Origin of the sequence: Marinobacterium jannaschii DSM 6295, from assembly GCF_000620085.1 — a bacterium.
In the GTDB taxonomy this organism is placed as follows: Bacteria; Pseudomonadota; Gammaproteobacteria; order Pseudomonadales; family Balneatricaceae; genus Pontibacterium; species Pontibacterium jannaschii.
Map to the genome: position 1 here is coordinate 100,015 of NZ_JHVJ01000017.1, position 23,618 is coordinate 123,632.

The window sequence follows — 23,618 nt, forward strand, 5'->3', positions numbered from 1 at the left end:
CAATCACTCGCCACTAAGGAAATCGATTTCAGAACCGTCGACCAGGCATACGTAAGCTTTACGAATATCGTTGCGCTTACCCAGACCACGCGCAGTACGCTTGGTCTTGCCTTTGATGTTCACAATGTTGACGCCTTTAACTTTAACGTCGAACAGAGTTTCTACCGCGGTTTTGATTTCCGGTTTGGTAGCGTCTTTAGTTACGCGAAAAACAACCTGCTGAGAACCCTCAGCTACGATGGTTGCTTTCTCAGAGATGTGCGGACCCAACAGCACTTTGTAGATGCGTTCCTGGTTCATGCAAGCACCTCCTCAACCTTTTTCAGCGCAGGCACAGTAACCAGCACTTTTTCGAAACCGACCAGAGAGACCGGATCGATAGCAGCAACGTCGCGTACGTCTACGTGAGGTACGTTACGTGCAGCCAGGTACAGGTTCTGCTCAACGTCTTCAGTGATCAGCAGTACGTTGTCCAGCTCAAGCTCGTTCAGCTTAGCTACAAATGGTTTTGTCTTAGCAGATTCCAGAGCGAAATCTTCGACAACTACCAGGCGTTCCTGACGAACCAGCTCAGAGAAGATGCAGCGCAGCGCGGCGCGGTACATTTTCTTGTTTACTTTCTGAGCATGATCGCGCGGCTGAGCCGCGAAAGTAACACCGCCGCTACGCCAGATCGGAGAACGGGAAGTACCGGCACGGGCACGACCTGTTCCTTTCTGACGCCACGGTTTAGCACCGCCACCAGATACCGCAGAGCGGTTTTTCTGAGCTTTAGTGCCCTGACGTCCACCGGCCAGGTATGCCGTAACAACCTGATGCACCAGCGTTTCGTTGAATTCTTTACCAAAAGCCAGGTCAGATACTTCTACAGCACCACCAGCTCCAGTCAAATTCAGATTCATTGCAAACCCCCTTAGGCGCCAGCTTTAACAGCCGGTTTAACGATTACGTCACCGCCGGTTGCGCCCGGAACAGCACCTTTAATCAACAGCAGGTTACGTTCCGCATCAACGCGAACGACTTCCAGAGTCTGAACGGTTACACGCTCAGCACCCATGTGACCTGCCATCTTCTTGCCTTTCCACACGCGGCCAGGAGTCTGACATTGACCAATAGAACCCGGAGCACGGTGAGACAGAGAGTTACCATGAGTCGCGTCCTGAGTACGGAAGTTCCAGCGCTTAACGCCGCCCTGGAAACCCTTACCTTTAGACTGACCGGTAACATCTACTTTCTGACCTGCTTCGAAGCGCGCAACAGTCAGCTGATCGCCAACGTTGACTTCTTCGTCACCAGACAGGCGGAACTCCCACAAACCACGACCAGCTTCTACGCCAGCTTTAGCGAAGTTACCTGCTTCTGGCTTAGAAAGGCGGTTAGCCTTCTTAGAACCAGTAGTAACCTGCACCGCTGCGTAGCCGTCGGCTTCCTTGCTCTTAACGCAAGTAACGCGGTTCGGATCCACTTCGATGACGGTGACTGGCACGGACACGCCGTCTTCTGTGAAGATACGGGTCATACCCGCTTTACGTCCGATTAGACCTACAGACATTTTTCTACCTCTTGCCAGTTGTGTACGGGGCTGTCACCCACTATGGCTGCCCTTTCCAGGGCATTCCACAAATAGCGCTTCATTAATAAATTAAATCTGCGCAGTGCCTTATCATTAGCCGAGGCTGATCTGCACTTCTACACCCGCAGCAAGATCCAGTTTCATCAGTGCGTCAACAGTCTTTTCTGTTGGCTCAACGATGTCCAGGACACGCTTGTGAGTACGGATTTCATACTGATCGCGAGCGTCTTTGTTGACGTGCGGAGAAACCAGAACTGTGTAGCGTTCTTTGCGGGTTGGAAGTGGGATCGGGCCACGCACCTGAGCACCCGTCCGTTTCGCAGTATCTACGATTTCCTGCGCGGATGAGTCGATCAGGCGATGATCAAAGGCTTTCAGACGAATACGAATTTTCTGATTCTGCATTTCGATCACACATTTCCTAGGTGTTTTTTAACGGCAAAAGCCGACCTCCCCCATTTGCAGGGGACGCAAATTCTAATGACTGGTGATTTTTTCGTCAAGCATTAATTACAAATATAAAAAAAGGGGCTCCCTAAGGAGCCCCTTTTTCAGCAATTAGCTATCGGAGATCAGGCGATGATCTTAGATACTACGCCAGCACCGACAGTACGACCACCTTCACGGATGGCGAAACGCAGACCGTCTTCCATCGCGATTGGGTTGATCAGGGTAACAGACATCTGGATGTTGTCACCTGGCATTACCATTTCAACACCCTCTGGCAGCTCACAAGCGCCAGTGATGTCAGTCGTACGGAAGTAGAACTGTGGACGGTAGCCTTTAAAGAATGGCGTGTGACGACCACCCTCTTCTTTAGACAGTACGTATACTTCACCTTCGAACTGAGTGTGAGGAGTAATAGTACCTGGCTTAGCCAGTACCTGACCACGCTCAACTTCGTCACGCTTAGTACCACGCAGCAGCGCACCGATGTTCTCACCTGCACGACCTTCGTCCAGCAGCTTACGGAACATCTCTACACCAGTACAGGTCGTCTTGGTAGTTTCTTTAATACCAACGATTTCGATCTCTTCGCCAGCCTTAACGATACCACGCTCTACACGGCCAGTTACTACAGTACCACGACCGGAGATAGAGAATACGTCCTCGATAGGCATCAGGAATGGCTGATCGATTGCACGCTCTGGCTCTGGGATGTAAGTATCCAGCGCTTCTACCAGTTTCTTAACCGCAGTCGTACCCAGTTCGTTGTCGTCCTGGCCGTTCAGGGCCATCAGCGCGGAACCTGCGATGATTGGAGTGTCGTCGCCCGGGAAGTCGTAAGTATCCAGCAGCTCACGCAGTTCCATTTCGACCAGTTCCAGCATCTCTGCGTATTCTTCAGAGTCAACGCCGCCGCAATCTTCAGCCAGCAGGTCAGCTTTGTTCAGGAATACTACGATGTAAGGTACACCTACCTGACGGGACAGCAGGATGTGCTCACGAGTCTGAGGCATAGGGCCGTCAGTCGCACCACATACCAGGATAGCACCGTCCATCTGAGCCGCACCGGTGATCATGTTTTTCACATAATCCGCGTGCCCTGGGCAGTCAACGTGCGCGTAGTGACGGATTGTAGAGTCATACTCTACGTGAGAGGTCGCGATGGTGATACCACGCTCACGCTCTTCCGGTGCGTTGTCGATCTGATCAAACGCTTTCATTTCACCGCCGAAGACTTCCGCGCATACGCGAGTCAGTGCTGCAGTCAGAGTAGTTTTACCGTGGTCAACGTGGCCGATGGTACCAACGTTAACGTGCGGTTTTGAACGCTCAAAAGCTTCTTTTGCCATCAGGTTTTTCTTCCACAACCGTTAGTATTTTTGACAAACGCCAAATATGACAAAGGGTAGATATATTGCTACATCTACCCTAAATCATAAAACTGGAGCTCATGGGCGGATTTGAACCGCCGACCTCACCCTTACCAAGGGTGTGCTCTACCCCTGAGCTACATGAGCATAACAACATATTGGAGCGGGTAGCGGGAATCGAACCCGCCTCTTCAGCTTGGAAGGCTGAGGTAATAGCCACTATACCATACCCGCAAAGCGGCAATGGTGGTGGGAGGTGGATTCGAACCACCGAAGCTCGCGCGTCAGATTTACAGTCTGATCCCTTTGGCCACTCGGGAATCCCACCACGCTAGTCGCTATACTTCAGAAGATGGTGCCGGCACCAAGAGTCGAACTCGGGACCTACTGATTACAAGTCAGTTGCTCTACCAGCTGAGCTATACCGGCCGTTCACTGCTGAAGTGGCGCGTATATTACCCAGCGACCCTGGTGCTTGCAACCCCCCGACAAGGTTTTTTTTCAATTTTTATCAAATTATATGACTTTCTTAGTACAGCCTTGATTTCACTGGATAAATCATGACCAGAAGGCAGTACCAGACGCAGCTGATAACGTGCAATCTGCTGCATTTCCGTGGTGAGGCGTAACTCCGCTGAAAGAGCGCCCGCCCCTTCAAGGCGTGACTGCATCGCCCGGGCATCAGCCAGCGATGAAAAGCTCCCCAGAAGAAACTGCATACCCGCCTCACCTTCTCGGGTTTCGGGCACCACTCCCAGGCGATCCAGCTGGTCGAGCATTTCCAGCCGCGCCCCGGGATCAGCCGGCGCCTCGACGGTCAGACTATACCCCGCCAGCGCCTGCTCGGAGAACTGCTGCCGCTCGGGATGGTAACCGGCCTTAATCAGGTATTCAGAGATCCGCTCAGCATCCGCCAGCCAGCGGATGCCACTGACAAAGACGCAGTCACCATCAAGCCGGGCGTTTTTACGCGGCTCCAGTTCAGTGGAATCAAGCTCAGAGATAAGACGTATTTCGGGAACAGAGGAGGACCGGGCAGGGAGCGAGGGTTCTTCCTGCAGAATGGCGTAGCGCAGCAGCAGGATGCCATTAGCCAGCAGGCAGATCAGAAAACACCAGCGCATCAACATTACTCACTCCAGAGACAAAACAAGACCATCCATTACCAGGTCAGGACATAGCTCCCCTTCTCCGGCTAACTGGTAAAACAACTCACCATCCCCCCCGGTAATATAAAGGGCAACTGGTTCCTTATACTGCGCAAGCTCGCTAACGATACGTTGCTGCAGCGCCTGAAAGATGTAATTGACACCATGACTCACTGCAGCAGAAGTATCGGTGCCGGGCTCGACGCTGAACCGGGCGATATTCCGGTCGACGATCACCTCAGCGGTGTTGCTTAACAGCGCCTGCTGCAGCAAGCGCAACCCGGGAATAATATAACCGCCCTGATGACAGCCGTCGGCAGCAACATAATCGACGGTGATGGCACTGCCGCAATCCACCACACAACAGGCACTGCCCGCATGGTGATACGCCGCCAGCATTGCCAGCCAGCGATCCACCCCCATACGAGAGGGATCACTATAGCTATTGGTAACACCCGCAGCCGCAGCCGCTGTTCTTGCGATCCGCGCCACCAGCCCCAGCTCCCGGGCGCAATACTCCGTTAGCCGCCGTTCAACCTCAGAACCGGCAACCGATGCAATCCGCACTTCTGTTACAGCGGCCGTCCATTCGGCAGGCAGGCCTGCCTCTATGGAGGCCGTGAGCTGACGCCCGCAACAGAGCACCTTCCTGTCGTCCAGAAGGCGCCATTTTAAGAAGGTGTTTCCTACATCGATCTCGACAATCATCAGGCTCTGCGTACGCTTATCTCACCGCCATGATAGGCTTTGGTTTCACCTTCCCTTTCCAGCAACAGGGCCCCACTGCCGTTAACCCCACGACAGACGCCCTGTATAAGCTGATCCCCCAGCTGTAACTCCACCGGCAGCGACTGGAAAGCATTTGCCGCCATCCATTCCTCCGCAAAGGGTTCAAACCCGAACTGCTTGAAGCGGTCTAGCATCGGCACCAGTTCATTGAGTACTGCAGCCAACAGTTCATTGCGCGAAACGGTGCCGCCTTTGATGCTCTGAAGATCAGTCCAGGGCTGATCGATCGCTTCGGCCTGCTCTGGCTGCATCGCCACATTAAGGCCAATCCCGATAATCACCTGACACTCACCCGATGCATCGCCGGTCATCTCCAGCAGAATCCCCGCCAGCTTGGCATTTCCAAACAACAGGTCATTCGGCCACTTCAGACCAACACCCTCGATCCCGCTCGCCGCCAGGGCTTTTTTCAGAGCCAGCCCCACGACCAGGCTAAGGCCTTCCAGTGCAGCGGCACCATGCTCAAAGCGCCACACCAGTGAGAAATAGAGGTTGCGGCCGAAAGGACTGACCCATTGCCGACCGCGACGTCCACGCCCGGCGGTCTGTTGTTCGGCCACAAACAGGCGACCGTGACAGTCCTGCCGCTGGCTCAGGCTCAGCGCCTCCAGATTGGTCGATTCCATCGACAGCTCCAGCGCCACTTCACCCAACTGACTGGCTGCTTCGGCCTTCAGCAGATCGCGTACTGCCGATATTTCCAGCAGATCCAGTCCACCGGGGAGGCGATAGCCGCGCCCTTTGACGCTATAGATCTCTACCCCCAGCTCTTCGACCTTACGGATCTGCTTCCAGATTGCGCTGCGACTCACCTGCAGCTGCTCACCCAACTCCCGACCTGAGTGAAAACGGCCATCGGCCAAAACAGACAATAACGAACGAATCGTCATACTACATAGTCCTTTTATCAGATACGGTCTAATACAATAAAGCTGTAGGGGTAGGGATTAGGTTCCTGCGCCGGAAAATCCTGCCGACCTACTTCCTGCCACTGCTGGCGGTCGAATTCAGGAAACCAGGCATCGCCCTTCACTTCCGCATGCACCTGAGTCAGGTAAAGACGGTCGGCCCGCGCCAGCGCCTGCTGATAGATCTGAGAGCCGCCGATCACCATCGCTTCCGCCGCGCCGTCGACCACGCACTGCGCTTCCGCCAGCTCAATCGCCTCATCCAGCCCGGATACGACCTTGATACCGGCGGCCGAGAACGCCGGATTCCGGCTGATCACTATATTGGTACGGCCCGGCAGCGGACGGCCGATAGACTCATAGGTTTTACGCCCCATAATAATAGGCTTGGCCATCGTGACCTGCTTGAAGTACCGCAGATCTTCCGACAGATGCCAGGGCAGTTTATTGTTGATACCGATCACCCGGTTTTCAGCCTGGGCGACGATAATTGCCAGCTTCATGCTCTCTCCTTAAATAGATACTGCAGCACGGATAGCCGGATGGGGGTCATAGCCTTCCATCTCGAAATCTTCATACTGGTAATCAAAGATCGACGCCGGGCGACGTTTGATTACCAGTTTCGGCAGCGGGCGCGGCGTCCGCGTCAGCTGCTCACTCACAATGGCCGGATCAGCCAGGTGATCCTGATACAGATGCACATCGCCAAACGTATGCACGAAATCTCCCACTTCCAGATCACACTGCTGCGCGATCATATGGGTCAACAACGCATAAGAGGCGATATTGAATGGCACACCGAGAAAGTAATCGGCACTGCGCTGATAGAGCTGACAACTTAAGCGGTTATTGGCCACATAGAACTGGAACAGGGTATGGCAGGGTGGCAGCGCAGCCTTGCCATTCGCCACATTCTCATGCGGACTGACAGATTCATCAGGCAGATCTGCAGGATTCCAGCCACTGACTATCAGGCGGCGGGAATCGGGCTTAGCCTTGATCTGCTGGATCAGTTCGCTGATCTGATCGATCGTCGAGCCGTCCGGACAGGCCCAGGAGCGCCACTGCTTGCCATAGATAGGCCCGAGATCACCGTCCTCCAGCGCCCAGCCGTTCCAGATAGAGACACCGCGTTCCGCCAGCCAGTTGTTATTGGTGTTGCCATCGAGAAACCACAACAGCTCCAGGATGACCGACTTCAGGTGTACCTTCTTCGTCGTCAGCAACGGGAAGCCCTGTGAAAGATCAAACCGCAGCTGCCGGCCAAACACCGAGCGCGTACCTGTGCCCGTCCGGTCACCCTTATCAGTGCCGTTATCCCGAATGTCCTGCATCAGCGCCAGGTACTGTTGCATCTGTAACCTCAAGAAAGAAAATTAAAATCAATTTGTCGCAGATTTTACACCACGCGACAAAGCGATAGCTAATAACGCCCCGCCAATCAGGATCATCGGCAGCGAAAGCAGCTGTCCCTTGGTCACCCAGCCCCAGGCGATATAGCCAATATGGGCATCCGGTTCACGCACCAGCTCAACCAGACTGCGGAAACTGCCGTACAGCAGCAGGAACAATCCCGATGCGGCCATACGGGGACGCGGCTTACTGCTGAACCACCATAGCACAACGAACATCACCAGCCCTTCCAGCACGAACTCATACAGCTGCGAAGGGTGACGGGGCAGGCCATCTCCGGCACGCGGAAAGATCACCGCCCAGGAAAGGTCTGTCGTACGCCCCCATAACTCACCGCCGATAAAGTTACCGACACGACCGGCACCCAGCCCGATCGGCACCAGCGGCGCGACGAAATCGCCCATCTCAAACAGCGTTTTCTGATGCTTACGCCCCCAGAACCAGATCACCGCCACCACCCCCAGCAAGCCACCGTGGAAGGACATTCCCCCCTCCCAGACCGCAAACAGCCATAACGGGTCCGCCAGAAACTGATCGAAGTTATAGAACAACACATAACCGAAACGCCCGCCGAGCACGACGCCCATTGCTCCCCAGAAGATCAGGTCAGATACCTGCTCCTCAGTCCAGCCCGAGCCCGGCTGGCGGGCGCGGTAGCAGCCCAGCCACCAGGCGGCAGCGAAACCGATCAGATACATCAGGCCATACCAGTGAACCTGCAGTACGCCCAGATCCAGCGCGATCGGATCTATATCATGCACCCAGTACATCGTGACTCCTTAAAACAGGTTGCTGTAGATAAAACGCCCGCCGACAAACAGCAGGAACAATGCAAAAATCCGCTTCAGCTTATCCGCCGGCAGGCTATGCGCCAGCCTGGCACCGACCTTGGCAAACTGAGAGCTGGTAATGACAATGCCGATAAAGGCCGGCAGATAAACATAACCTAAACTCCACTGCGGCAGCGCCGGATTACCCCAGCCCTCCGGGATATTTGCCAGCGCCCCCATCACGGCAATAGGCAGGCCGCAAGCGGCCGATGTCGCCACGGCCTGCTGCATCTGCACCTGTCGCCAGCTCAGGTAGGGTACGGTCAGGGTCCCGCCGCCAATGCCGAACATTGAAGATACCCAGCCAATCACGCCGCCGGCGATCCCCAGTTCCCGCTTGCCGGGCGTTACGTGACCGGCCGCTGGTTTCAGATTCAGCGCCATCTGCAGCGCCACACAGAGTGCGAAGATACCCAGCGCTATCTGCAGGTAGTTACCCGGTAACTGTCCGGCCGTCTTCACCCCGAGAAAAGCCCCCAGCAGTATCCCCAACGCCAACGGCCGGAACAGCTGCCAACGTACCGCCCCGCGCTTATGATGGGCACGGACAGAACTCAGGGAGGTTACTACGATGGTGGCCAGTGATGTGGCCACTGCCATATGGGTCAGGATATCCGCCGACATCCCCTGCAATTCGAAGGAGAACACCAGGACCGGCACGATCAACAATCCGCCGCCGATGCCAAACAGTCCCGCCACGACACCGGCAAAGGCACCCAGAACAAGGTAGAGTAATATGGTTGTCAGCATCGCTGCTGTCCCGAAGTTATGAAATTAGGCTAACTATATTAGCTTTCCTTATAAACGATGGAAACGAAACGATGTGTTTGATCAGCCTTGCCTGGCAGCTACACCCCGATTATCCCCTGGTCCTGCTGGCTAACCGGGATGAGTTCTATGACCGGCCAACCGCCCATCTGCAGTACTGGGAGGATCATCCTCAATTGCTCGCAGGCAGGGATCTGCAACAGGGAGGTACCTGGCTCGGCCTGTCGCGGCAGGGACGGCTGGCGGCGGTCACCAATTTCAGGAATGGACAGCGGGAACAGGATAAGCGCTCCCGGGGCGACCTGACGCGATCCTTCCTCTGCTCGGCGCTGCCAGCCGAAGACTGGATCCAGCGCCACCAGGCAGAGTTTGACCAGTATGGCGGTTTTAATCTGCTGCTGGGTGACAGCCAGGGACTTTGGTATTGCAGCAACCGGACCCCGGGTTACCGCAAGCTTGAACCTGGAATTTACGGGATGAGCAATGCATTGCTGGATACCCCCTGGCCTAAGCTGCAACAACTCAAACAGCGGCTGGGAGAGGCGATAGCGCACGGGGCGCTTGAGGAAGATCAGCTGCTGCAGATGATGCGCAACGAACAGACCTTTGCCGATCAGCTGCTGCCCGATACCGGTATCAGTCTGCCGTGGGAGCGCAGCCTGTCAGCCTGCTTTATTCGTCTGGAAAATTACGGCACCCGTGCCAGCAGCCTGGTCACCCAGAGCAGCAGCGGTCAGGTCCGTTTTATCGAGCAACGTTTTGATGCCAGCGGCAGCGCCGGGCGCAGCGCAATAGAACTTCAGGGCTTTACCCTGGGCTCGGACACACTGTGTGACCAGAGCAACCTCAGTCCGGCATTACTGGGCGGTTAAACTGTGACATACCCAGTTCGTTCAGGCGTTGCTGCAACAGGTTCTGAATCGCATCGGCATCGTCCATCGCCATCACGGTCGCCAGCAGACGGTTAGCCTGCTCCAGGCTGACCATGCGGATCGCCGACTTGATCTTCGGCAGGTTGGTCGCATTCATCGACAACACATCGTAGCCCATCGCCATCAGCAGCAAGGCCCCGGCCGGATCAGCCGCCATCTCACCACAGATCGAAACCGGTACATTTTCCTTGTGCGCCTCTTTGGCAATAAAGGCCAGCGCTCGCAGCATCGCCGGATGGTAAGAGACGTAGAGGTTGGCCACGCGCGGGTTATTGCGGTCGACCGCCAGCAGGTACTGGGTCAGGTCATTGGAGCCTACCGAGATAAAACCGACCCGGCGGGCAAAGCGGCGCACCTGGTAGATCGCGGCCGGCACCTCCACCATCACACCGACCTCCGGACGCTCGATCTCATGCCCCTCGTCCAGCAACTCCTGCAGGGCTCGATCGATCTGGCGATTAGCCTCATCCACTTCATGCACGCTGGTCACCATCGGTAGCATGATACGCAGGTTGCCGAAGCCTTCATTGGCGCGCAGCATCGCCCGCACCTGCACCAGGAAGATCTCCGGATGGTCCAGCGTTACACGGATACCACGCCAGCCCAGGAACGGGTTCTCCTCCTCAATCGGGAAATAGGGTAAGGCCTTGTCACCGCCGATATCCAGGGTACGCATCGTCACCGGACGCGGATAGAACGCCTCCAGCTGGCGGCGATAGGTGAGGTACTGTTCATGCTCACTGGGGAAGAAGTCGCGGATCATAAAGGGTACTTCGGTCCGGTACAGCCCGATTCCCTCAGCGCCACGCTCCAGCGAGCGCGCCACATCCGCTACCAGGCCGGTATTTACCCACAATGGCATACGGTAACCATCGGTGGTTTCGGCCGGCAGATCTTTCAACGTGCCCAGCTCTGCCGCCATCTCCTGCTCACCGCGGATAATATCCTGGTAGCCACTGCGCAGATCTTCACCGGGACTGACATAGATGCGCCCGGAATGACCATCGACGATCACTTCGCGGCCATCGATCCGGGTCGCCGGCAGATCCAGCGCCCCCATGACCGTGGGAATACCCATCGACCGGGCGAGAATGGCAGAATGGGAGTTGCCCGAGCCGTGTACCGAGACCAGCCCTACCAGCCGCTCACAGGGCACTTCACCCAGCATCGCCGGTGTCACTTCCTCCGCCACCAGAATGGTCTGCTCGGGAAATTCCACGTCGACCGGGCCGGACTCCTGCATATGCGCCAGCACCCGGCGGCCGAGATCGCGGATATCGCTGGCACGCTCACGCAGATAGGGATCATCCATCAGCGAGAACTGTCTGACATGTTCACTCACCACCTGTCGCAACGCGCCCTGGGCCCAGTTACCGGCCTTTATCTGTTCAACCACCTCCCCGGCCAGAGCATTGTCATCCAGCATCCGCAGGTAGACATCAAACAGCGCCTGCTCCTCGGAGCGCAGGCGCTGTGCCAGGGTACGGCCCACTACCTTGATATCGCGCCGCACCGAGGCCAGAGCAGCCTCGAAACGCTCGATCTCCTGATCGATATCCCGCGCCACCTTATCCGGCACCGCATCCAGATCTGCCGGCGGCGCGATTACCACTACCGTGCCGATCGCGACCCCGGGTGAACCGGCAATACCGTCGAACCGGCTCTCCAGGTCACCGCCTTCATCCTGCCCTTTCAGCAGCCCGGTGGCTTCCGCATGGGCAATAACACCGGCCAGCTGGGCCGACAGGGTGACCAGAAAAGCCTCTTCGCTCTCATCGAAACGGCGTTTCTCCTGCTGTTGGACCACCAGCACGCCCACGACTTCACGATGATGGATCACCGGCACACCGAGGAAGGCGTGGAACTGCTCCTCACCGGTATTTTCCAGCAGCACAAACTTCGGGTGGTTGGAGGCGTTTTCAAGGTTGATCGGCTCGGCACGCTTGCCGACCATACCGATCAGTCCCTCGGACGACGCCAGCCCGGCGTGCCCCACAGCCGCCTTGTTCAGGCCCTGGGTAGCCGCCAGGACATAACGTTCGCGGGGGCTGTCATAGAGATAGACCGAGCACATGTCGGTACGCATCGCCCGCTGAATGCGTCGTACGATCAGATCAAGCACCGACTCCAGGTCCGGAGCCGTACTTACCTCCTGCACGATCTTGCGTAAAACATCCAGCATTAGCGACTATCTCCTTTTTCTAATTATTGAGCACTATTGCACGTGTCAGTTTAGGCGATAACTCGCGCATCGCCTTACGGTAGACTTCGCGCTTGAATGCCACCACCTGTCCCAGCGGATACCAATAGCTGACCCAGCGCCAGCCATCAAACTCGGGCGTATCCGAATGGTTAAAGGATACGGCTTCATCATTTTTCAGCATCCGCAGCAAATACCACTTCTGCTTTTGTCCCACACATACCGGTAGCGAATGACGCCGGATCATGCGTTTGGGTAAGCGGTAACGCAGCCAGCCGCGTGTTACGGCCAGTATCTCTACGTCATCCCTGGTCAGGCCGACCTCTTCCTGCAGTTCACGATACATCGCCTCTTCAGGAGTTTCGTCGTCGTTTATGCCCCCTTGCGGAAACTGCCAGGCATCCTGACCGATCCGCTTTGCCCAAAGAACCTGACCCAGCGAGTTAGCCAGAATGATACCGACATTCGGTCTGAACCCATCTGAATCGATCACATCAAAAATCCCAATAAGCTTTCAGGCTATTGTTCCATACTTTTTTCTAACTCGGCAAATTACTGCTTGTAACAAACCCGGCGCGGTCGCCGATTGCATTGCGGGTAGCAGCTATCTATATTGGGCCACATCATTAACGGTATGCAGGAGAGCGGCTTTGCGCTTAGCTATCTTTGATCTGGACAACACACTGCTGAACGGCGACAGCGATCATGCCTGGGGAGAGTTTCTCTGCCAGAAGGGTATCGTCGACAGCGAAGAGTACCGTCGCGCTAACGATTACTTCTATCAGCAGTACAAACAGGCCTCGCTGGATATTTTCGAGTTTCTCGAATTTGCCCTGAAACCGCTGGCGCAGCTCGATATGACACAGCTGCAGGCACTGCACAGTGAATTTATGGCGACCGTAGTGGCCGATATGATGCTGCCAAAGGCACAGGCCCTGCTGCAGCAACACCGCGATCAGGGCGACTTCCTGCTGATCATTACCGCCACCAACCGCTTTGTCACCGGCCCGATCTGTGAAGCGCTGGGGGTCGACGATGTCCTGGCGACCGAACCGGAGGTGGTCGATGGCCAGTACAGCGGCAAGGTCGCGGGTACTCCCTGCTTCCAGGACGGCAAGGTTGAACGCCTCAACAGCTGGCTGGCAGAGCATGGCCACAGCCTGGAGGACAGCTACTTTTACAGCGATTCACGTAACGACCTGCCGCTGCTGCTGAAAGTGGAGCATCCGGTCGCCGTTAACCCGGATGAAGCGCTGGATGCCCATGCCAGGGAGCACGGCTGGCCGGTACTGGACCTGCGTTAAACCTTCAGCTGCCGCAACAAAAAAGCCGCAACGGAAAACACCGTTGCGGCTTTTTTCTGCCCTGACAGATCATACAGGCATGATCGTCCTCACTCAGGCTACGGTTTTACAGGTTTTCAGAGCATGATTCAGCTCGCGCATAATATGCCCGCGGGTAATCACTCCCAGTAACACCCCTTCCCGGATAACAGGGTAAACCTTTGGCTTAGCCCCCATCATCATCTGTGCCAGATCGATAATACTGTCGCCCGGCGAGACGGTCAGCGGCTGCTTATGCATCATATCCGCCACCAGCGCCCGGCTGTCACAGTGATAACTGCCTTTAATCAGAAAGGGGATACAGTCATGCTCCGAAAGAAATCCAACAACATGCAGATGATCATCCACCACCGGCAGTCCCGTCATATCAGCGTCGAGAATCAGATCTACTGCCTGAGACAGGTTCATCTCTGGCCGCAACGGGGTTATAACCGGATGGATCATCTCATTAACCAGATACATGGGCTTATCCTCTTCTTATCTCACCTTCAGTTTGGCAGACAGGAGAGCAATAAAACCAATGTGATCTGGCTATAAAGAATATAACTTCAGACTATAAACAGCCTTAGCCGCCCAGAGAGACGGCCGCATCAGGGACAGGGATTGGGCTGATCCAGGTGGATCGCCTCAATCGCCTCCAGCAGCGCCGGTGATAACCGTAGCTGACAGGACTCAATATTGCTCTGCAGCTGTGCCATGCTGGTAGCCCCGATGATATTGCTACCAACAAAGTCCCGGCTGGTAACGAACGCCAGCGCCATCTGGGCCGGATCGAGACCATGCGCATGGGCCAGCTCAACATAACGCGCCGTCGCCTGCTGTCCCTTATCGCTGAGGTAACGCTGATAGTGGGGAAACAGCGCCAGACGGGAACCTTCCGGCCGGGCACCATTGAGATACTTGCCGGAAAGCACGCCAAAGGCCATCGGTGAGTAGGCCATCAACGCCACCTCTTCCCGTAATAAGGCTTCGGACAGCGCCAGCTCCGTACTGCGGTTAAGCAGGCTGTAAGGGTTCTGTACCGTCGCCACCCGTGGCAGCCCGTGCTGCTCAGCCAGCTGCAGGCACTTCATCAACCCCCAGGGGGTTTCGTTGGAGAGGCCAATATGGCGGATCAGTCCCTCCTGCACCAGCTCGGCCAGCACCTGCAGGGTCTCCAGCAGCGGCGTCCCGTCCTGCTCCGGCTGGTGGCTGTAACCCAGCTGACCGAAATAGGTGGTCTTGCGGTCCGGCCAGTGCAGCTGGTAGAGATCGATATAATCGGTCTTTAAACGCTGCAGCGACGCAGTCACCGCGGCCCGCAGGTTGTCCCGGTCGAAATGCACATCCGGGCGCAGATAGCGGGTCATCTCTGCCGGCCCGGCCGCCTTAGTCGCAAGCACTATCCGTTCCCGGCCGCCGCGTGACTGCAGCCAGTTCCCGATAATCTCTTCGGTCCGCCCCTGGGTATCAGCCGTGGTCGGCACCGGATACATCTCGGCGGTATCCAGGAAATTAATTCCCTGCGCGCAGGCATAATCCATCTGCTCGAAGGCTTCACGTTCACTATTCTGCTGACCAAAGGTCATAGTGCCGAGGCAAAGCTCACTGACACTCAGTCCGGATTGTCCCAGCGGGCGGTATTGCATGCGATCGCTCCTTAGCTAACGGCCAGTATGCGCACAAAGTAGGCTTTCAGGTATTCAGTTTCAGGGATCGCCGGATGTACCGGGTGGTCCGCACCCTGATGGCCCTGGGCAAAAATCTGGGCAGTACGGTCCAGCTCGCGGCTGTTAGAGCGGATAATATCCACCAGACGCTGGTTTTCCAGATGCATCGAGCAGGACGCCGAGACCAGCACGCCGCCTTTATTCAGCAGGCGCATAGCAAAGTTATTCATCCGCGCGTAAGCACGCTCACCGTTTTTCACGTCTTTACGTTTCTGGATGAAGGCCGGCGGGTCCAGCACAATCACATCAAAACGCTGGCGCTCATCGATCAGGTTCTTACAGATCTCAAAGGCATCGCCATGCAGGCCTTCAAAGCGGTCTTCTGCCGCATTGATCCGGGCATTCTCCTCCGCCACTTCCAGCGCGTAGTGAGACGCATCGACACAGCTGACATGCTCTGCCCCAGCCGCCAGCGCCTGAGTCCCCCAGCCACCGACATAGCTGAACAGGTCCAGCACCCGCTTACCGCCCACCAGCTGCTGCATACGGGCACGGTTTTCACGGTGGTCATAGAACCAGCCGGTCTTCTGGCCGCGCTGCAGTGGAGCCAGCAGGGAAACGCCGTTCTCCTCCAGCGGGCAGAGATCGGGGATATCGCCCTGTGCCACCTCGACATAGGTCTCCAGGCCTTCCATATCACGCATCTTGCCATCGTTGCGCAGCAGGATCGCTTTCGGCGTAAACACCTTATTAATCGCCTCAAGAATCTCGGTCAGCATCGCTTCCATCCCGGCCGTGGAGACCTGCACCACGAAGATGTCATAGAAGCGGTCGATCACCAACCCCGGCAGGTCATCACTGTCGCCAAACACCAGACGGTAGCAGGGCGCAGAAAAGTTAGCCTCGCGCAGGGACAGGGCTATCTTCAGGCGATGCACCAGCAATGACCGATCCAGCATATGCTGGGTGTTACGGCTGACCAGGCGGCCGCAGATCAGCGTATTCGGGTTGATGTAGGCGATACCCAGCGGCTTTCCCTTGTCATTTTCCACCACCACCTGCTCGCCGGCGCTAAAGCCTTTCAGCGGTGTCAGTTTGGTGTTTACTTCATTACTGTAGATCCACAGGTGTCCGCCACGCAGTCGGCGGTCTGCGCCGGGATTCAGTCTGAGAGTTTGCAAAGCCATGGGTATTGTTTCGCCTTTTCCGCCGCTGCGGATACTAAATTTGATTCTGATCGTCCGGTGACAGACCGGTCTGGATGCTTGCCCCGTAGCTGTCGCCAGGGCAAGAGGGAGTCGTACTATTCTACCTGCAGTTGCAGATAATTTGCTGCAATAGTTTACAGCAGAAAGCAAAAAGCGCCCCGGGATCACCGGAGCGCTTGTCTCAGCCTGGCAACAGCCATAGCAGGCTGGCGGTCAGATCAGGCTTCTGACTCGCAAACCTCGGCATAGGCGTCGGCATCCAGCAGCGTTTCCAGTTCAGCCGTATCTGACAGCTTCACACGATAGAACCAGCCATCTCCGTAAGGATCTGAATTGGCCAGATCAGGCTCATCTTCCAGCGCTTCGTTGATGGCTACCACAGCCCCGGTAACCGGTGCATAGACATCCGATGCCGCTTTTACAGACTCCACCACGCCAGTCTCTTCACCTGTCGCGATCTCTGCACCCACTTCCGGCAGCTCCACAAATACCACATCACCCAGCAGCTCCTGGGCGTGATCGGTAATGCCAATTGTTACAGTGCCGTCATCCTCAGCACGAATCCACTCATGACTGGAGACATATTTCAGTTCAGATGGGATGTCACTCATATCCGCTTCCTACCCCTTCGCGTTAAGAAAAGACCCTGTTGCCGTACCGGTGTGCCAGCAGGAAAACAGCTACTGCATATCTCCTCCGGCGTCACCGTCACTGCGCGGACTACCACCGCCGGCGATAGCCGCCGCTGCAAAAATCTACACCATATAGGTGGCTATTCCCACAGCGTTTAGCTTACTTCATGCTGCCTGTGCAGCCAGCCTTCCATAACAAGGCGTGGCTGGCGCTTAAGCCACCACGCACCACAGCGTCCTTTGCCGTGGCAAGCGGAGTTATTCACTCCGTTTTCGTTAGAGATCCGTTGTCACGGACTCGGCCAGTTGATCAGCGGGCCACTGGGCGCTTTGCCAGCGGCGGCAGGTTGCCACGTAATCCCATCGCATCCATCACCAGGTGATTCTTCACCGGTGCCAGCTGATCAAGCAGGTTCATTCCCAGATTACGTGCCAGCCGGATTGCCGGGGCCTGCTGGTTAAACAGGCGCTTGAAACCTTCCATCGCGGCCGACATCTGCAGGTTATCGCTGCGGCGGCTGCGCTGGAAACGGCGCAACACCCGCAGATCTCCCCAGCCCTCCATCCGGGCGGCAGCATCACACAGCGTATCGGCCAGGGCTGCCGCGTCCAGCAAGCCGAGATTAACCCCCTGCCCTGCCAGCGGATGGATGGTATGGGCGGCATCACCAATCGCGGCAAAGCCCTCTTTAACATAGTACTTGGCGTGACGCTGGCGCAACGGAAACAGCTGGCGCTGATCGCTCCATAATACCGAGCCCAGCTTACGTTCAAAGGCCAGTTCCAGAGCGCGACAGAAGGCTTCGTCATCCAGCGACTGCAGCTGTTTTGCATGCATGGGCGAAGTCGACCAGACAATAGAGCTGTAATGCCGGCCATCAGCAGAGCTGAGCGGCAGGAAGGCCAGAGGCCCGTCTTCGGTAAAGCGCTGCCAGGCAGTCTGCCGATGGGGCAGTTCGGTCTCTACTGTTGTCACCAGCGCGTGATGACCATAGTCCCATTCCCACATTGGCAACGATGCCAGCTGTCGGGTACGCGACATAGCGCCATCAGCGGCCACCAGCAGCGGCGCCTCCAGCTTCCGGCCATCACTGAGGCTGACAATGCGATGTCCTGATTCAGCCTCAGACAGCGCCGTAACACTCACGCCACTGATCAGCTGGATATTCTGATGGGTCAGCATCACCTCATACAGCGCAGCCAGGGTCACGCGGTTTTCGACGATATGACCCAGGCAGTTCTCATGCAGTTCGCGGCTGTCAAAATGGATATGACCGGTACCTTCGCCATCCCATACATCCATATCGGTATAGGGGCTGAGACGGTATTGCTGCATCCGCTCCCAGGCACCCAGCGCTACCAGAATCTGCTGCGAAGCACAGGTCAGCGCACTGACCCGGCTGTCATATCCGTCGGACTGCTGCGCCCGGACCTGCGCCGGCAGCTGTGAGGCGTCACCTTCACGCTGTTCCAGCACAACAATCTGCCGGCCGGTCTCTGCCAGCGCGTTCGCCAGTGTTACGCCGACCATGCCGGCGCCGGCGATCACGATATCCGGCTGTAATTCTGTACTCACGATCAGCTCCTTATTTCAGCCGCGGGGCAGGCATATCCAGCCCCATCGCACTGCGGGCAAAGACAGTTTTGGCCGTCGGCGACAGATCCAGCAGCTGCAGTCCCAGGTCGCGCCCCAGGGTCAGCAGCGGATTGCTATTGGAAAACAGGCGCATAGTACGGTCACTCATGCCGATCGTGCGCTGTTGGTCCTGGCTCTGACGGGCATGAAATGCCTGCAACATCTCCAGGTCGCCCAGCAGGCGCCCCTCCTTGCGGGCCTCGATCAGCTGATCTGCCAGCGCCACTACGCCGCGCAGGGCCAGGTTATAGCCCTGCCCGGCAATCGGATGCAGGGCGTGGGCCGCATTCCCCAGCACCACCAGGCCACGGCGCACCTGTTCCTGGGCCAGCACCAGCTTCAATGGATAGGCATGACGCTCCCCGGCCCGGATAAAGCGCCCGGCACGATAGCCAAAGCGCTCCTGCACCCGCTGCAGAAACGCCTGATCATCCAGCGCCATCACCTCTTCCACCTCAGCATCAGGAACTGTCCAGACCAGGCCGCAGCGATACTCACCCTGCAGGGTTTCCAGCGGCAGTAGCGCCATCGGCCCGGTGTCGGTAAAGCGTTCATAGGCGACATCGCCATGGAAGCGGTCAGGACTGATATTGGCAACCACGGCATGCTGGTCATAGGTTTGCTGCTGGTAGCCGATCCCCATCCGCTCACGTAGCTTGCTGCGCCCGCCATCAGCCATCACCACCAGCTCGGCGCTCAGCTGCCTTGACTCGCCATCGATCTTCAGGCCGACATCCATCTGCTCTGCCGCCGGCTCAACAGCGGTTACTTCTGCCGGACAGAGAAAGTCGATATTGGCGGCATCATCCTGCTGCAGGCGATCCAGCAATACCCGCCCCAGCCAATGGTTTTCCACCACGTAGCCCAGGGCCGAAACCTGCTCCTGCTCGGCACTCAGGCGGGTCACGCCAAAATGCCCTTTGTCGGATACATGAATCTGCCTGATGGGGCTCAGATGGGTCTGCAGGGTGTCCCAGATGCCCATTAACTCATAGATAGAACGACTGCCATAGGCCAGCGCCGTGGCGCGGGAGTCATAGCTGGGCTGATACCTGAGCTGGCCGCCTTCCGGTAAAGGATGTGCCTCAACCACGGCGATTTTCAGCCCAAGCGACTGACTGGCTGGCAACAGGGCGCAGGCCAGACTAGCCCCCGCCATGCCACCACCGATAATCAGAATATCGTAATGTGATTTCATCGACTCTGTGCCGCAGCCATAAGTGCCTCGATATCAGCGATCTGCTTCGGCACCGATGCGGTCAGCACCTCGGCGCCTTCGGCCGTAACCAGAACATCGTCCTCGATCCTGATACCGATACCTCGCCAACGGGCCTCCACATTCTCATTAAAGGGGGATACGTAGAGTCCGGGTTCAATGGTCAAGACCATTCCGGGCTCCAATGGACGGCTCAGGCCATCCTTCTGATATTCACCCACATCGTGTACATCCATCCCCAGCCAGTGACTCACCCGGTGCATATAGAACTCCCGGTAGGCACCTTCAGCAATCAGGTGCTCCACATCACCGTTCAGCAAGCCCAGCTCTACCAGCCCCCGGGTGAGGATCTTCACCGAAAGCTCATGAATATCATTAAAGCGGGCGCCGGGTACCGTCGCCTCAATACAGGCCTGCTGTGCATCCAGCACCAACTGGTACAGGGCGCGCTGTTCGGCACCGAAGACACCCCCAACCGGGAAGGTGCGGGTGATATCTCCGGCAAAGTAATCCAGCTCGATACCGGCGTCGATCAGAACCAGGTCGCCATCCACCAGCAGGTCCCGGTTTTCAGTGTAGTGCAGCACACAGGCATTCTCCCCGCCCCCGACGATGGAGGGATATGCCGGCTGGCGACAGCCTTCACTGGCGAAGCTGTGCATAATCTCCGCTTCCAGCTGATATTCATACAGGCCCGGCCGGCATGCCTGCATAGCGCGGATATGTGCCTGCGCCGACAGCTCCCCGGCACGGCGCATGATCTGCTGCTCATGAGGCGATTTAAACAGCCGCATTTCATGCAGGATCTCGTTCAGCTGGTGCATCTCGGTCGGTGCCTTTGCGCCCTGGCGGGCACGCCCTTTCAGGGTATTCAGCCAGTCCAGCATGCGGCCATCAAACGCCTCATCATCACCGATACTGAAATAGAGTCGCTGCTGGCCATCGATCAGGGTCGGCAGGATTTCATCGATCTGCTCGACCGGCCAGGCACGGTCGACACCGTAGCGCTCCACCAGTCCCTCCGGACCGGTGCGGTAACCGTGCCAGATCTCCATCTCCGGGTCCCGGTCCTGACAAAACATCAGGTACTGATTCGAGTCTTCGCCACGAATCAGTAACAACACCGCATCCGGCTCATCGAAACCGGTCAGATAATAGAAATCGCTGTCCTGACGGAACGGGTAATCAACATCCCTGTTACGCGGTTGCATCTGAGCTCCCGGCAACAACACCGCACTCCCCTCTGGCAGCTGCATCAGCAACCGCTGTCGACGTGCGGCAAACTCAGCCGCCGGAATCTTGTTAATCATCAGTGCAATCTGTCCTCAGGTCCGTTTTGAGCTGCATCCGGTGCGGTATTAAACTCCGCAAATACCATCAGCGCCGCCATGCGCACGTACTCCTGTACCTCCATCAGATCGGAAGCACTGTCTTCATCATCATCGATATCCAGCGAAATCTGCGCCACCTCAGCCAGGTCACGCAGGGTTTCACTGATATCGGCACTGATGCTCTTATCTGTCTGCTTGCTATAGAGACCAAACCCGGCGAGGAATCCCTGACACCAGCATCCCAGCGCCTCGGCCAGCTGCGCCAGAGAACTTTCATCCTCTTCCGGCATCAGCAACTCGAAGCCGAGTTCAGCCGATTCCAGTTCGGTCTCAGAGACCTTATAAAGCTGAATCAGCGCCACTTTACTGTTTTCCTGTTCCAGCGCGTTGATATCTGTCAGCTCGCAGACGGATTGCAGCATGGTCAGCGGTTCCAGTCGGGCACCGGCCGCCAGCTGCCCGCAAAGCAGGCCATGCAGTTCCGATGGAGAGACAACAAAAACGCCCTCTTCGACAAGCATATTAGCCAACTGGTCGAAGTCCGGTTTAACATGGGGCTGTTGGGGATTATCAGAGCTCATTTAATTTAGACAACTCGCGAAAATAGAGACGTGGGTAGTTAAAAACAATAGCGCCTATCCTAGCATCTGTAGCGGCGCCGAATAAGACCCATCAGAGCACCGACAATCCCGGCCTGCATGACACCGGCCGGAGTAACCGTCATTCGATTGACCGCTAATCCGGGGCTGTCTATAGTCCGACTCAGATGTGGGAACGAGTAAAAATGAGCGAACATTATTTTAACGCACTGGAACATAAGATAGATCAGTTGCTGGAGCACTGTAAGCAGCTCGAGCAGGAAAACCGCCACCTGCGGAACAGGGAAAGCCAACTGACAGAAGAGCGCGCACGCCTGGTTCAACTCAACGAGCAAACCAAACGCAAGGTTGAGGCCATGATTTCGCGACTCAAAGCACTGGAGCAAAACGCATGAGTCAACCGGAGCAGCGCACCGTCGAAGTCAGACTGCTGGATAAAGAATACACCGTCAGCTGCCCCGACGGTGCAGAAGCAGAACTGCTGGCTTCAGCCGATTACCTCGATGAGAAGATGCGGGAGATCCGGCGCCACGGAAAACTGGTCGGACTGGAGCGTATAGCCGTTATGGCAGCGCTGAATATATCTCACGAGCTGATCAGCATGCGTCGCCAGGACCGCAACGATGTCGAGGACAGGCTACGCAAACTCGGGGCTAAAATAGACCGTGCCCTGCAGTCAGGCGGCAAGGCGCAAAAAGACACCGAAGGGTCGGATTGAATATATTTCATAAACACAGAAAGCGTATAAAAAACATACTGTTACATTTATGGCCTAGCAGATTCCACAGGAAATACAAGACCTGACAGAGACTGCCAAATAGGTATAATAGAAATCACTTCCTGGGGTGTTCGCCAGTTGATTACGTCCCTTGAGCCGATAATCATACCCTTGGGGGTTTCTCGCTGATATTGATGCGCATGTCCGCTTGACGGAAAGCCTAAGGTATCTCAGAAGCCGCCACCTTGAACCTTCGGGTTCAGGGCCATTATCAACATCGGCACCCCGGGAAGCCCTTCGATTCAGGCTTATGGATACCCGACAAGCACTCCGCCGCTCCATCCGAAGCAAACGCCGCGCGCTGACACCACTGCAGCAACGTCAGGCAGCTAACCGCCTATGCAAACAACTGCGCAAGCTTCCCGCTTTCCTCAACGCACAGCATATTGCAGTTTACCTGCCCAATGATGGCGAAATCGACCTTCAGCCACTGATCAGACTCTGCTGGCAACTGGGAAAGAAAACTTATCTGCCTGTCCTGCACCCGGTTAAACACAACAGCCTCTGGTTTGTGCCTTATAGCGCCAAAACCCGCCTGGTAAAAAACATCTATAAAATTCCCGAACCAGTGGTACTTGGCGAGCCTAAACAACCTATCTGGGCCCTGGATCTGGTTTTACTGCCTCTGGTAGCTTTTGATGCCGACGGCAACAGAATGGGGATGGGCGGGGGTTACTATGACCGGACCTTTGCTTTTAAAACCCGACTGGGGGCAAATTGGGGACCACGTCTTTTAGGAATGGCGCACGAATTACAGCGCGTAGATAAATTAGCCGTTGCCAGCTGGGATATTCCACTGACCGGCATCGTAACGGATATGAAATCCTATTACGGCAAGTAAGCTTTAC

Annotated in this window: 27 protein-coding genes, 4 tRNA genes and 1 other RNA gene; 6 read left to right on the forward strand and 26 right to left on the reverse strand. The window is 56.4% G+C overall.

Features of this window, described 5'->3' with window-relative positions:
• Positions 1-3 precede the first annotated feature (3 nt).
• The 16 genes from rplW to Q354_RS0109890 all read right to left on the reverse strand — a co-directional run bounded on the left by rplW (position 4) and on the right by Q354_RS0109890 (position 9,228).
• Positions 4-300: a 50S ribosomal protein L23 gene (gene rplW / locus Q354_RS0109815; protein ID WP_027857453.1), complete on the reverse strand. Its 297-nt coding sequence runs from the start codon at positions 298-300 to the stop codon at positions 4-6.
• Positions 297-902 (reverse strand): 50S ribosomal protein L4, encoded by a 606-nt coding sequence (gene rplD / locus Q354_RS0109820; protein ID WP_027857454.1) that lies wholly within the window; start codon positions 900-902, stop codon positions 297-299. Before rplD ends, rplW begins: the two co-directional genes overlap by 4 nt.
• An 11-nt stretch (positions 903-913) precedes the next feature.
• Complete coding sequence (rplC, locus tag Q354_RS0109825; RefSeq protein WP_027857455.1) at positions 914-1,552, reverse strand: 50S ribosomal protein L3; 639 nt, start codon at positions 1,550-1,552, stop codon at positions 914-916.
• 114 nt (positions 1,553-1,666) lie between these two features.
• A complete protein-coding gene (gene rpsJ, locus Q354_RS0109830) occupies positions 1,667-1,978 on the reverse strand; it encodes a 30S ribosomal protein S10 (protein ID WP_027857456.1) in 312 nt (103 codons plus the stop codon).
• A gap of 167 nt (positions 1,979-2,145) precedes the next feature.
• Complete coding sequence (gene tuf / locus Q354_RS0109835; protein WP_027857457.1) at positions 2,146-3,369, reverse strand: elongation factor Tu; 1,224 nt, start codon at positions 3,367-3,369, stop codon at positions 2,146-2,148.
• Positions 3,370-3,462: 93 nt separating this feature from the next.
• Positions 3,463-3,537 (reverse strand) — tRNA-Thr (locus tag Q354_RS0109840).
• Between the two features lie 12 nt (positions 3,538-3,549).
• A tRNA-Gly gene (locus tag Q354_RS0109845) sits at positions 3,550-3,624 on the reverse strand.
• Positions 3,625-3,634: 10 nt separating this feature from the next.
• Positions 3,635-3,718: transfer RNA gene (locus tag Q354_RS0109850), tRNA-Tyr, on the reverse strand.
• 25 nt (positions 3,719-3,743) lie between these two features.
• A tRNA-Thr gene (locus tag Q354_RS0109855) sits at positions 3,744-3,819 on the reverse strand.
• Between the two features lie 26 nt (positions 3,820-3,845).
• Complete coding sequence (locus Q354_RS0109860; RefSeq protein WP_027857458.1) at positions 3,846-4,520, reverse strand: hypothetical protein; 675 nt, start codon at positions 4,518-4,520, stop codon at positions 3,846-3,848.
• A gap of 3 nt (positions 4,521-4,523) precedes the next feature.
• Positions 4,524-5,246 (reverse strand): type III pantothenate kinase, encoded by a 723-nt coding sequence (locus tag Q354_RS0109865; RefSeq protein ID WP_027857459.1) that lies wholly within the window; start codon positions 5,244-5,246, stop codon positions 4,524-4,526.
• Entirely contained in the window at positions 5,246-6,217 is a 972-nt protein-coding gene (birA, locus tag Q354_RS0109870) for a bifunctional biotin--[acetyl-CoA-carboxylase] ligase/biotin operon repressor BirA (protein ID WP_027857460.1), read from the reverse strand. Before birA ends, Q354_RS0109865 begins: the two co-directional genes overlap by 1 nt.
• Before the next feature lie 17 nt (positions 6,218-6,234).
• Positions 6,235-6,738 carry a type 3 dihydrofolate reductase gene (folA, locus tag Q354_RS0109875; protein WP_027857461.1) on the reverse strand — a complete coding sequence of 168 codons (504 nt, stop codon included), beginning with the start codon at positions 6,736-6,738 and terminating at the stop codon, positions 6,235-6,237.
• Between the two features lie 9 nt (positions 6,739-6,747).
• Positions 6,748-7,590, reverse strand: a complete 843-nt coding sequence (locus Q354_RS0109880; protein ID WP_027857462.1) for a thymidylate synthase — start codon at positions 7,588-7,590, stop codon at positions 6,748-6,750.
• A 27-nt stretch (positions 7,591-7,617) separates the two neighbouring features.
• Positions 7,618-8,418 carry a prolipoprotein diacylglyceryl transferase gene (gene lgt / locus Q354_RS0109885; RefSeq protein WP_027857463.1) on the reverse strand — a complete coding sequence of 267 codons (801 nt, stop codon included), beginning with the start codon at positions 8,416-8,418 and terminating at the stop codon, positions 7,618-7,620.
• Positions 8,419-8,427: 9 nt separating this feature from the next.
• Entirely contained in the window at positions 8,428-9,228 is an 801-nt protein-coding gene (locus tag Q354_RS0109890; RefSeq protein ID WP_027857464.1) for a sulfite exporter TauE/SafE family protein, read from the reverse strand.
• A gap of 71 nt (positions 9,229-9,299) precedes the next feature.
• On the opposite strand from Q354_RS0109890, the gene Q354_RS25285 reads away from it, so the two are divergent.
• The gene (locus Q354_RS25285) at positions 9,300-10,118 is read left to right on the forward strand and encodes an NRDE family protein (RefSeq protein ID WP_084332534.1); all 819 of its coding nucleotides are present in this window, start codon (positions 9,300-9,302) and stop codon (positions 10,116-10,118) included.
• Here Q354_RS25285 and ptsP read toward each other — a convergent pair.
• Together ptsP and Q354_RS0109910 are read right to left on the reverse strand one after the other, a co-directional pair.
• The gene (ptsP, locus tag Q354_RS0109905; RefSeq protein ID WP_027857466.1) at positions 10,093-12,360 is read right to left on the reverse strand and encodes a phosphoenolpyruvate--protein phosphotransferase; all 2,268 of its coding nucleotides are present in this window, start codon (positions 12,358-12,360) and stop codon (positions 10,093-10,095) included. The two genes, Q354_RS25285 and ptsP, sit on opposite strands and share 26 nt — an antisense overlap.
• A 19-nt stretch (positions 12,361-12,379) precedes the next feature.
• Positions 12,380-12,871 carry an RNA pyrophosphohydrolase gene (locus Q354_RS0109910; protein WP_027857467.1) on the reverse strand — a complete coding sequence of 164 codons (492 nt, stop codon included), beginning with the start codon at positions 12,869-12,871 and terminating at the stop codon, positions 12,380-12,382.
• A 157-nt stretch (positions 12,872-13,028) separates the two neighbouring features.
• On the opposite strand from Q354_RS0109910, the gene Q354_RS0109915 reads away from it, so the two are divergent.
• Complete coding sequence (locus Q354_RS0109915; RefSeq protein WP_027857468.1) at positions 13,029-13,682, forward strand: histidinol-phosphatase; 654 nt, start codon at positions 13,029-13,031, stop codon at positions 13,680-13,682.
• A 93-nt stretch (positions 13,683-13,775) separates the two neighbouring features.
• Here Q354_RS0109915 and Q354_RS0109920 read toward each other — a convergent pair whose 3' ends face one another.
• The 8 genes from Q354_RS0109920 to Q354_RS0109955 form a co-directional block, all read right to left on the reverse strand.
• Complete coding sequence (locus Q354_RS0109920) at positions 13,776-14,183, reverse strand: CBS domain-containing protein (protein WP_027857469.1); 408 nt, start codon at positions 14,181-14,183, stop codon at positions 13,776-13,778.
• 128 nt (positions 14,184-14,311) lie between these two features.
• Entirely contained in the window at positions 14,312-15,349 is a 1,038-nt protein-coding gene (locus tag Q354_RS0109925) for an NADP(H)-dependent aldo-keto reductase (protein WP_027857470.1), read from the reverse strand.
• An 11-nt stretch (positions 15,350-15,360) separates the two neighbouring features.
• Complete coding sequence (locus tag Q354_RS0109930) at positions 15,361-16,557, reverse strand: class I SAM-dependent rRNA methyltransferase (protein ID WP_027857471.1); 1,197 nt, start codon at positions 16,555-16,557, stop codon at positions 15,361-15,363.
• A 239-nt stretch (positions 16,558-16,796) separates the two neighbouring features.
• Positions 16,797-17,189 (reverse strand): glycine cleavage system protein GcvH, encoded by a 393-nt coding sequence (gene gcvH / locus Q354_RS0109935; RefSeq protein WP_027857472.1) that lies wholly within the window; start codon positions 17,187-17,189, stop codon positions 16,797-16,799.
• Between the two features lie 331 nt (positions 17,190-17,520).
• Positions 17,521-18,786, reverse strand: a complete 1,266-nt coding sequence (locus tag Q354_RS0109940; protein ID WP_027857473.1) for an FAD-dependent monooxygenase — start codon at positions 18,784-18,786, stop codon at positions 17,521-17,523.
• 10 nt (positions 18,787-18,796) lie between these two features.
• On the reverse strand, positions 18,797-20,044 hold the full coding sequence (gene ubiH, locus Q354_RS0109945) for a 2-octaprenyl-6-methoxyphenyl hydroxylase (protein WP_027857474.1): 1,248 nt from the start codon (positions 20,042-20,044) through the stop codon (positions 18,797-18,799).
• The gene (gene pepP, locus Q354_RS0109950; protein ID WP_036229289.1) at positions 20,041-21,372 is read right to left on the reverse strand and encodes a Xaa-Pro aminopeptidase; all 1,332 of its coding nucleotides are present in this window, start codon (positions 21,370-21,372) and stop codon (positions 20,041-20,043) included. The genes ubiH and pepP overlap by 4 nt, the downstream gene beginning before the upstream one ends.
• Positions 21,372-21,974 carry a UPF0149 family protein gene (locus Q354_RS0109955; protein WP_027857476.1) on the reverse strand — a complete coding sequence of 201 codons (603 nt, stop codon included), beginning with the start codon at positions 21,972-21,974 and terminating at the stop codon, positions 21,372-21,374. Before Q354_RS0109955 ends, pepP begins: the two co-directional genes overlap by 1 nt.
• Positions 21,975-22,177: 203 nt before the next feature.
• On the opposite strand from Q354_RS0109955, the gene Q354_RS0109960 reads away from it, so the two are divergent.
• The 4 genes from Q354_RS0109960 to Q354_RS0109970 all read left to right on the forward strand — a co-directional run bounded on the left by Q354_RS0109960 (position 22,178) and on the right by Q354_RS0109970 (position 23,611).
• Positions 22,178-22,387: a TIGR02449 family protein gene (locus tag Q354_RS0109960; RefSeq protein ID WP_027857477.1), complete on the forward strand. Its 210-nt coding sequence runs from the start codon at positions 22,178-22,180 to the stop codon at positions 22,385-22,387.
• Positions 22,384-22,710 (forward strand): cell division protein ZapA, encoded by a 327-nt coding sequence (locus tag Q354_RS0109965; RefSeq protein ID WP_027857478.1) that lies wholly within the window; start codon positions 22,384-22,386, stop codon positions 22,708-22,710. Before Q354_RS0109960 ends, Q354_RS0109965 begins: the two co-directional genes overlap by 4 nt.
• A gap of 116 nt (positions 22,711-22,826) precedes the next feature.
• A non-coding RNA gene (ssrS, locus tag Q354_RS27870) (6S RNA) lies at positions 22,827-23,006 on the forward strand.
• Between the two features lie 14 nt (positions 23,007-23,020).
• Positions 23,021-23,611, forward strand: coding sequence for a 5-formyltetrahydrofolate cyclo-ligase (locus tag Q354_RS0109970; RefSeq protein ID WP_027857479.1), 591 nt, complete (start codon positions 23,021-23,023; stop codon positions 23,609-23,611).
• The last annotated feature ends 7 nt before the right edge of the window (positions 23,612-23,618 follow it).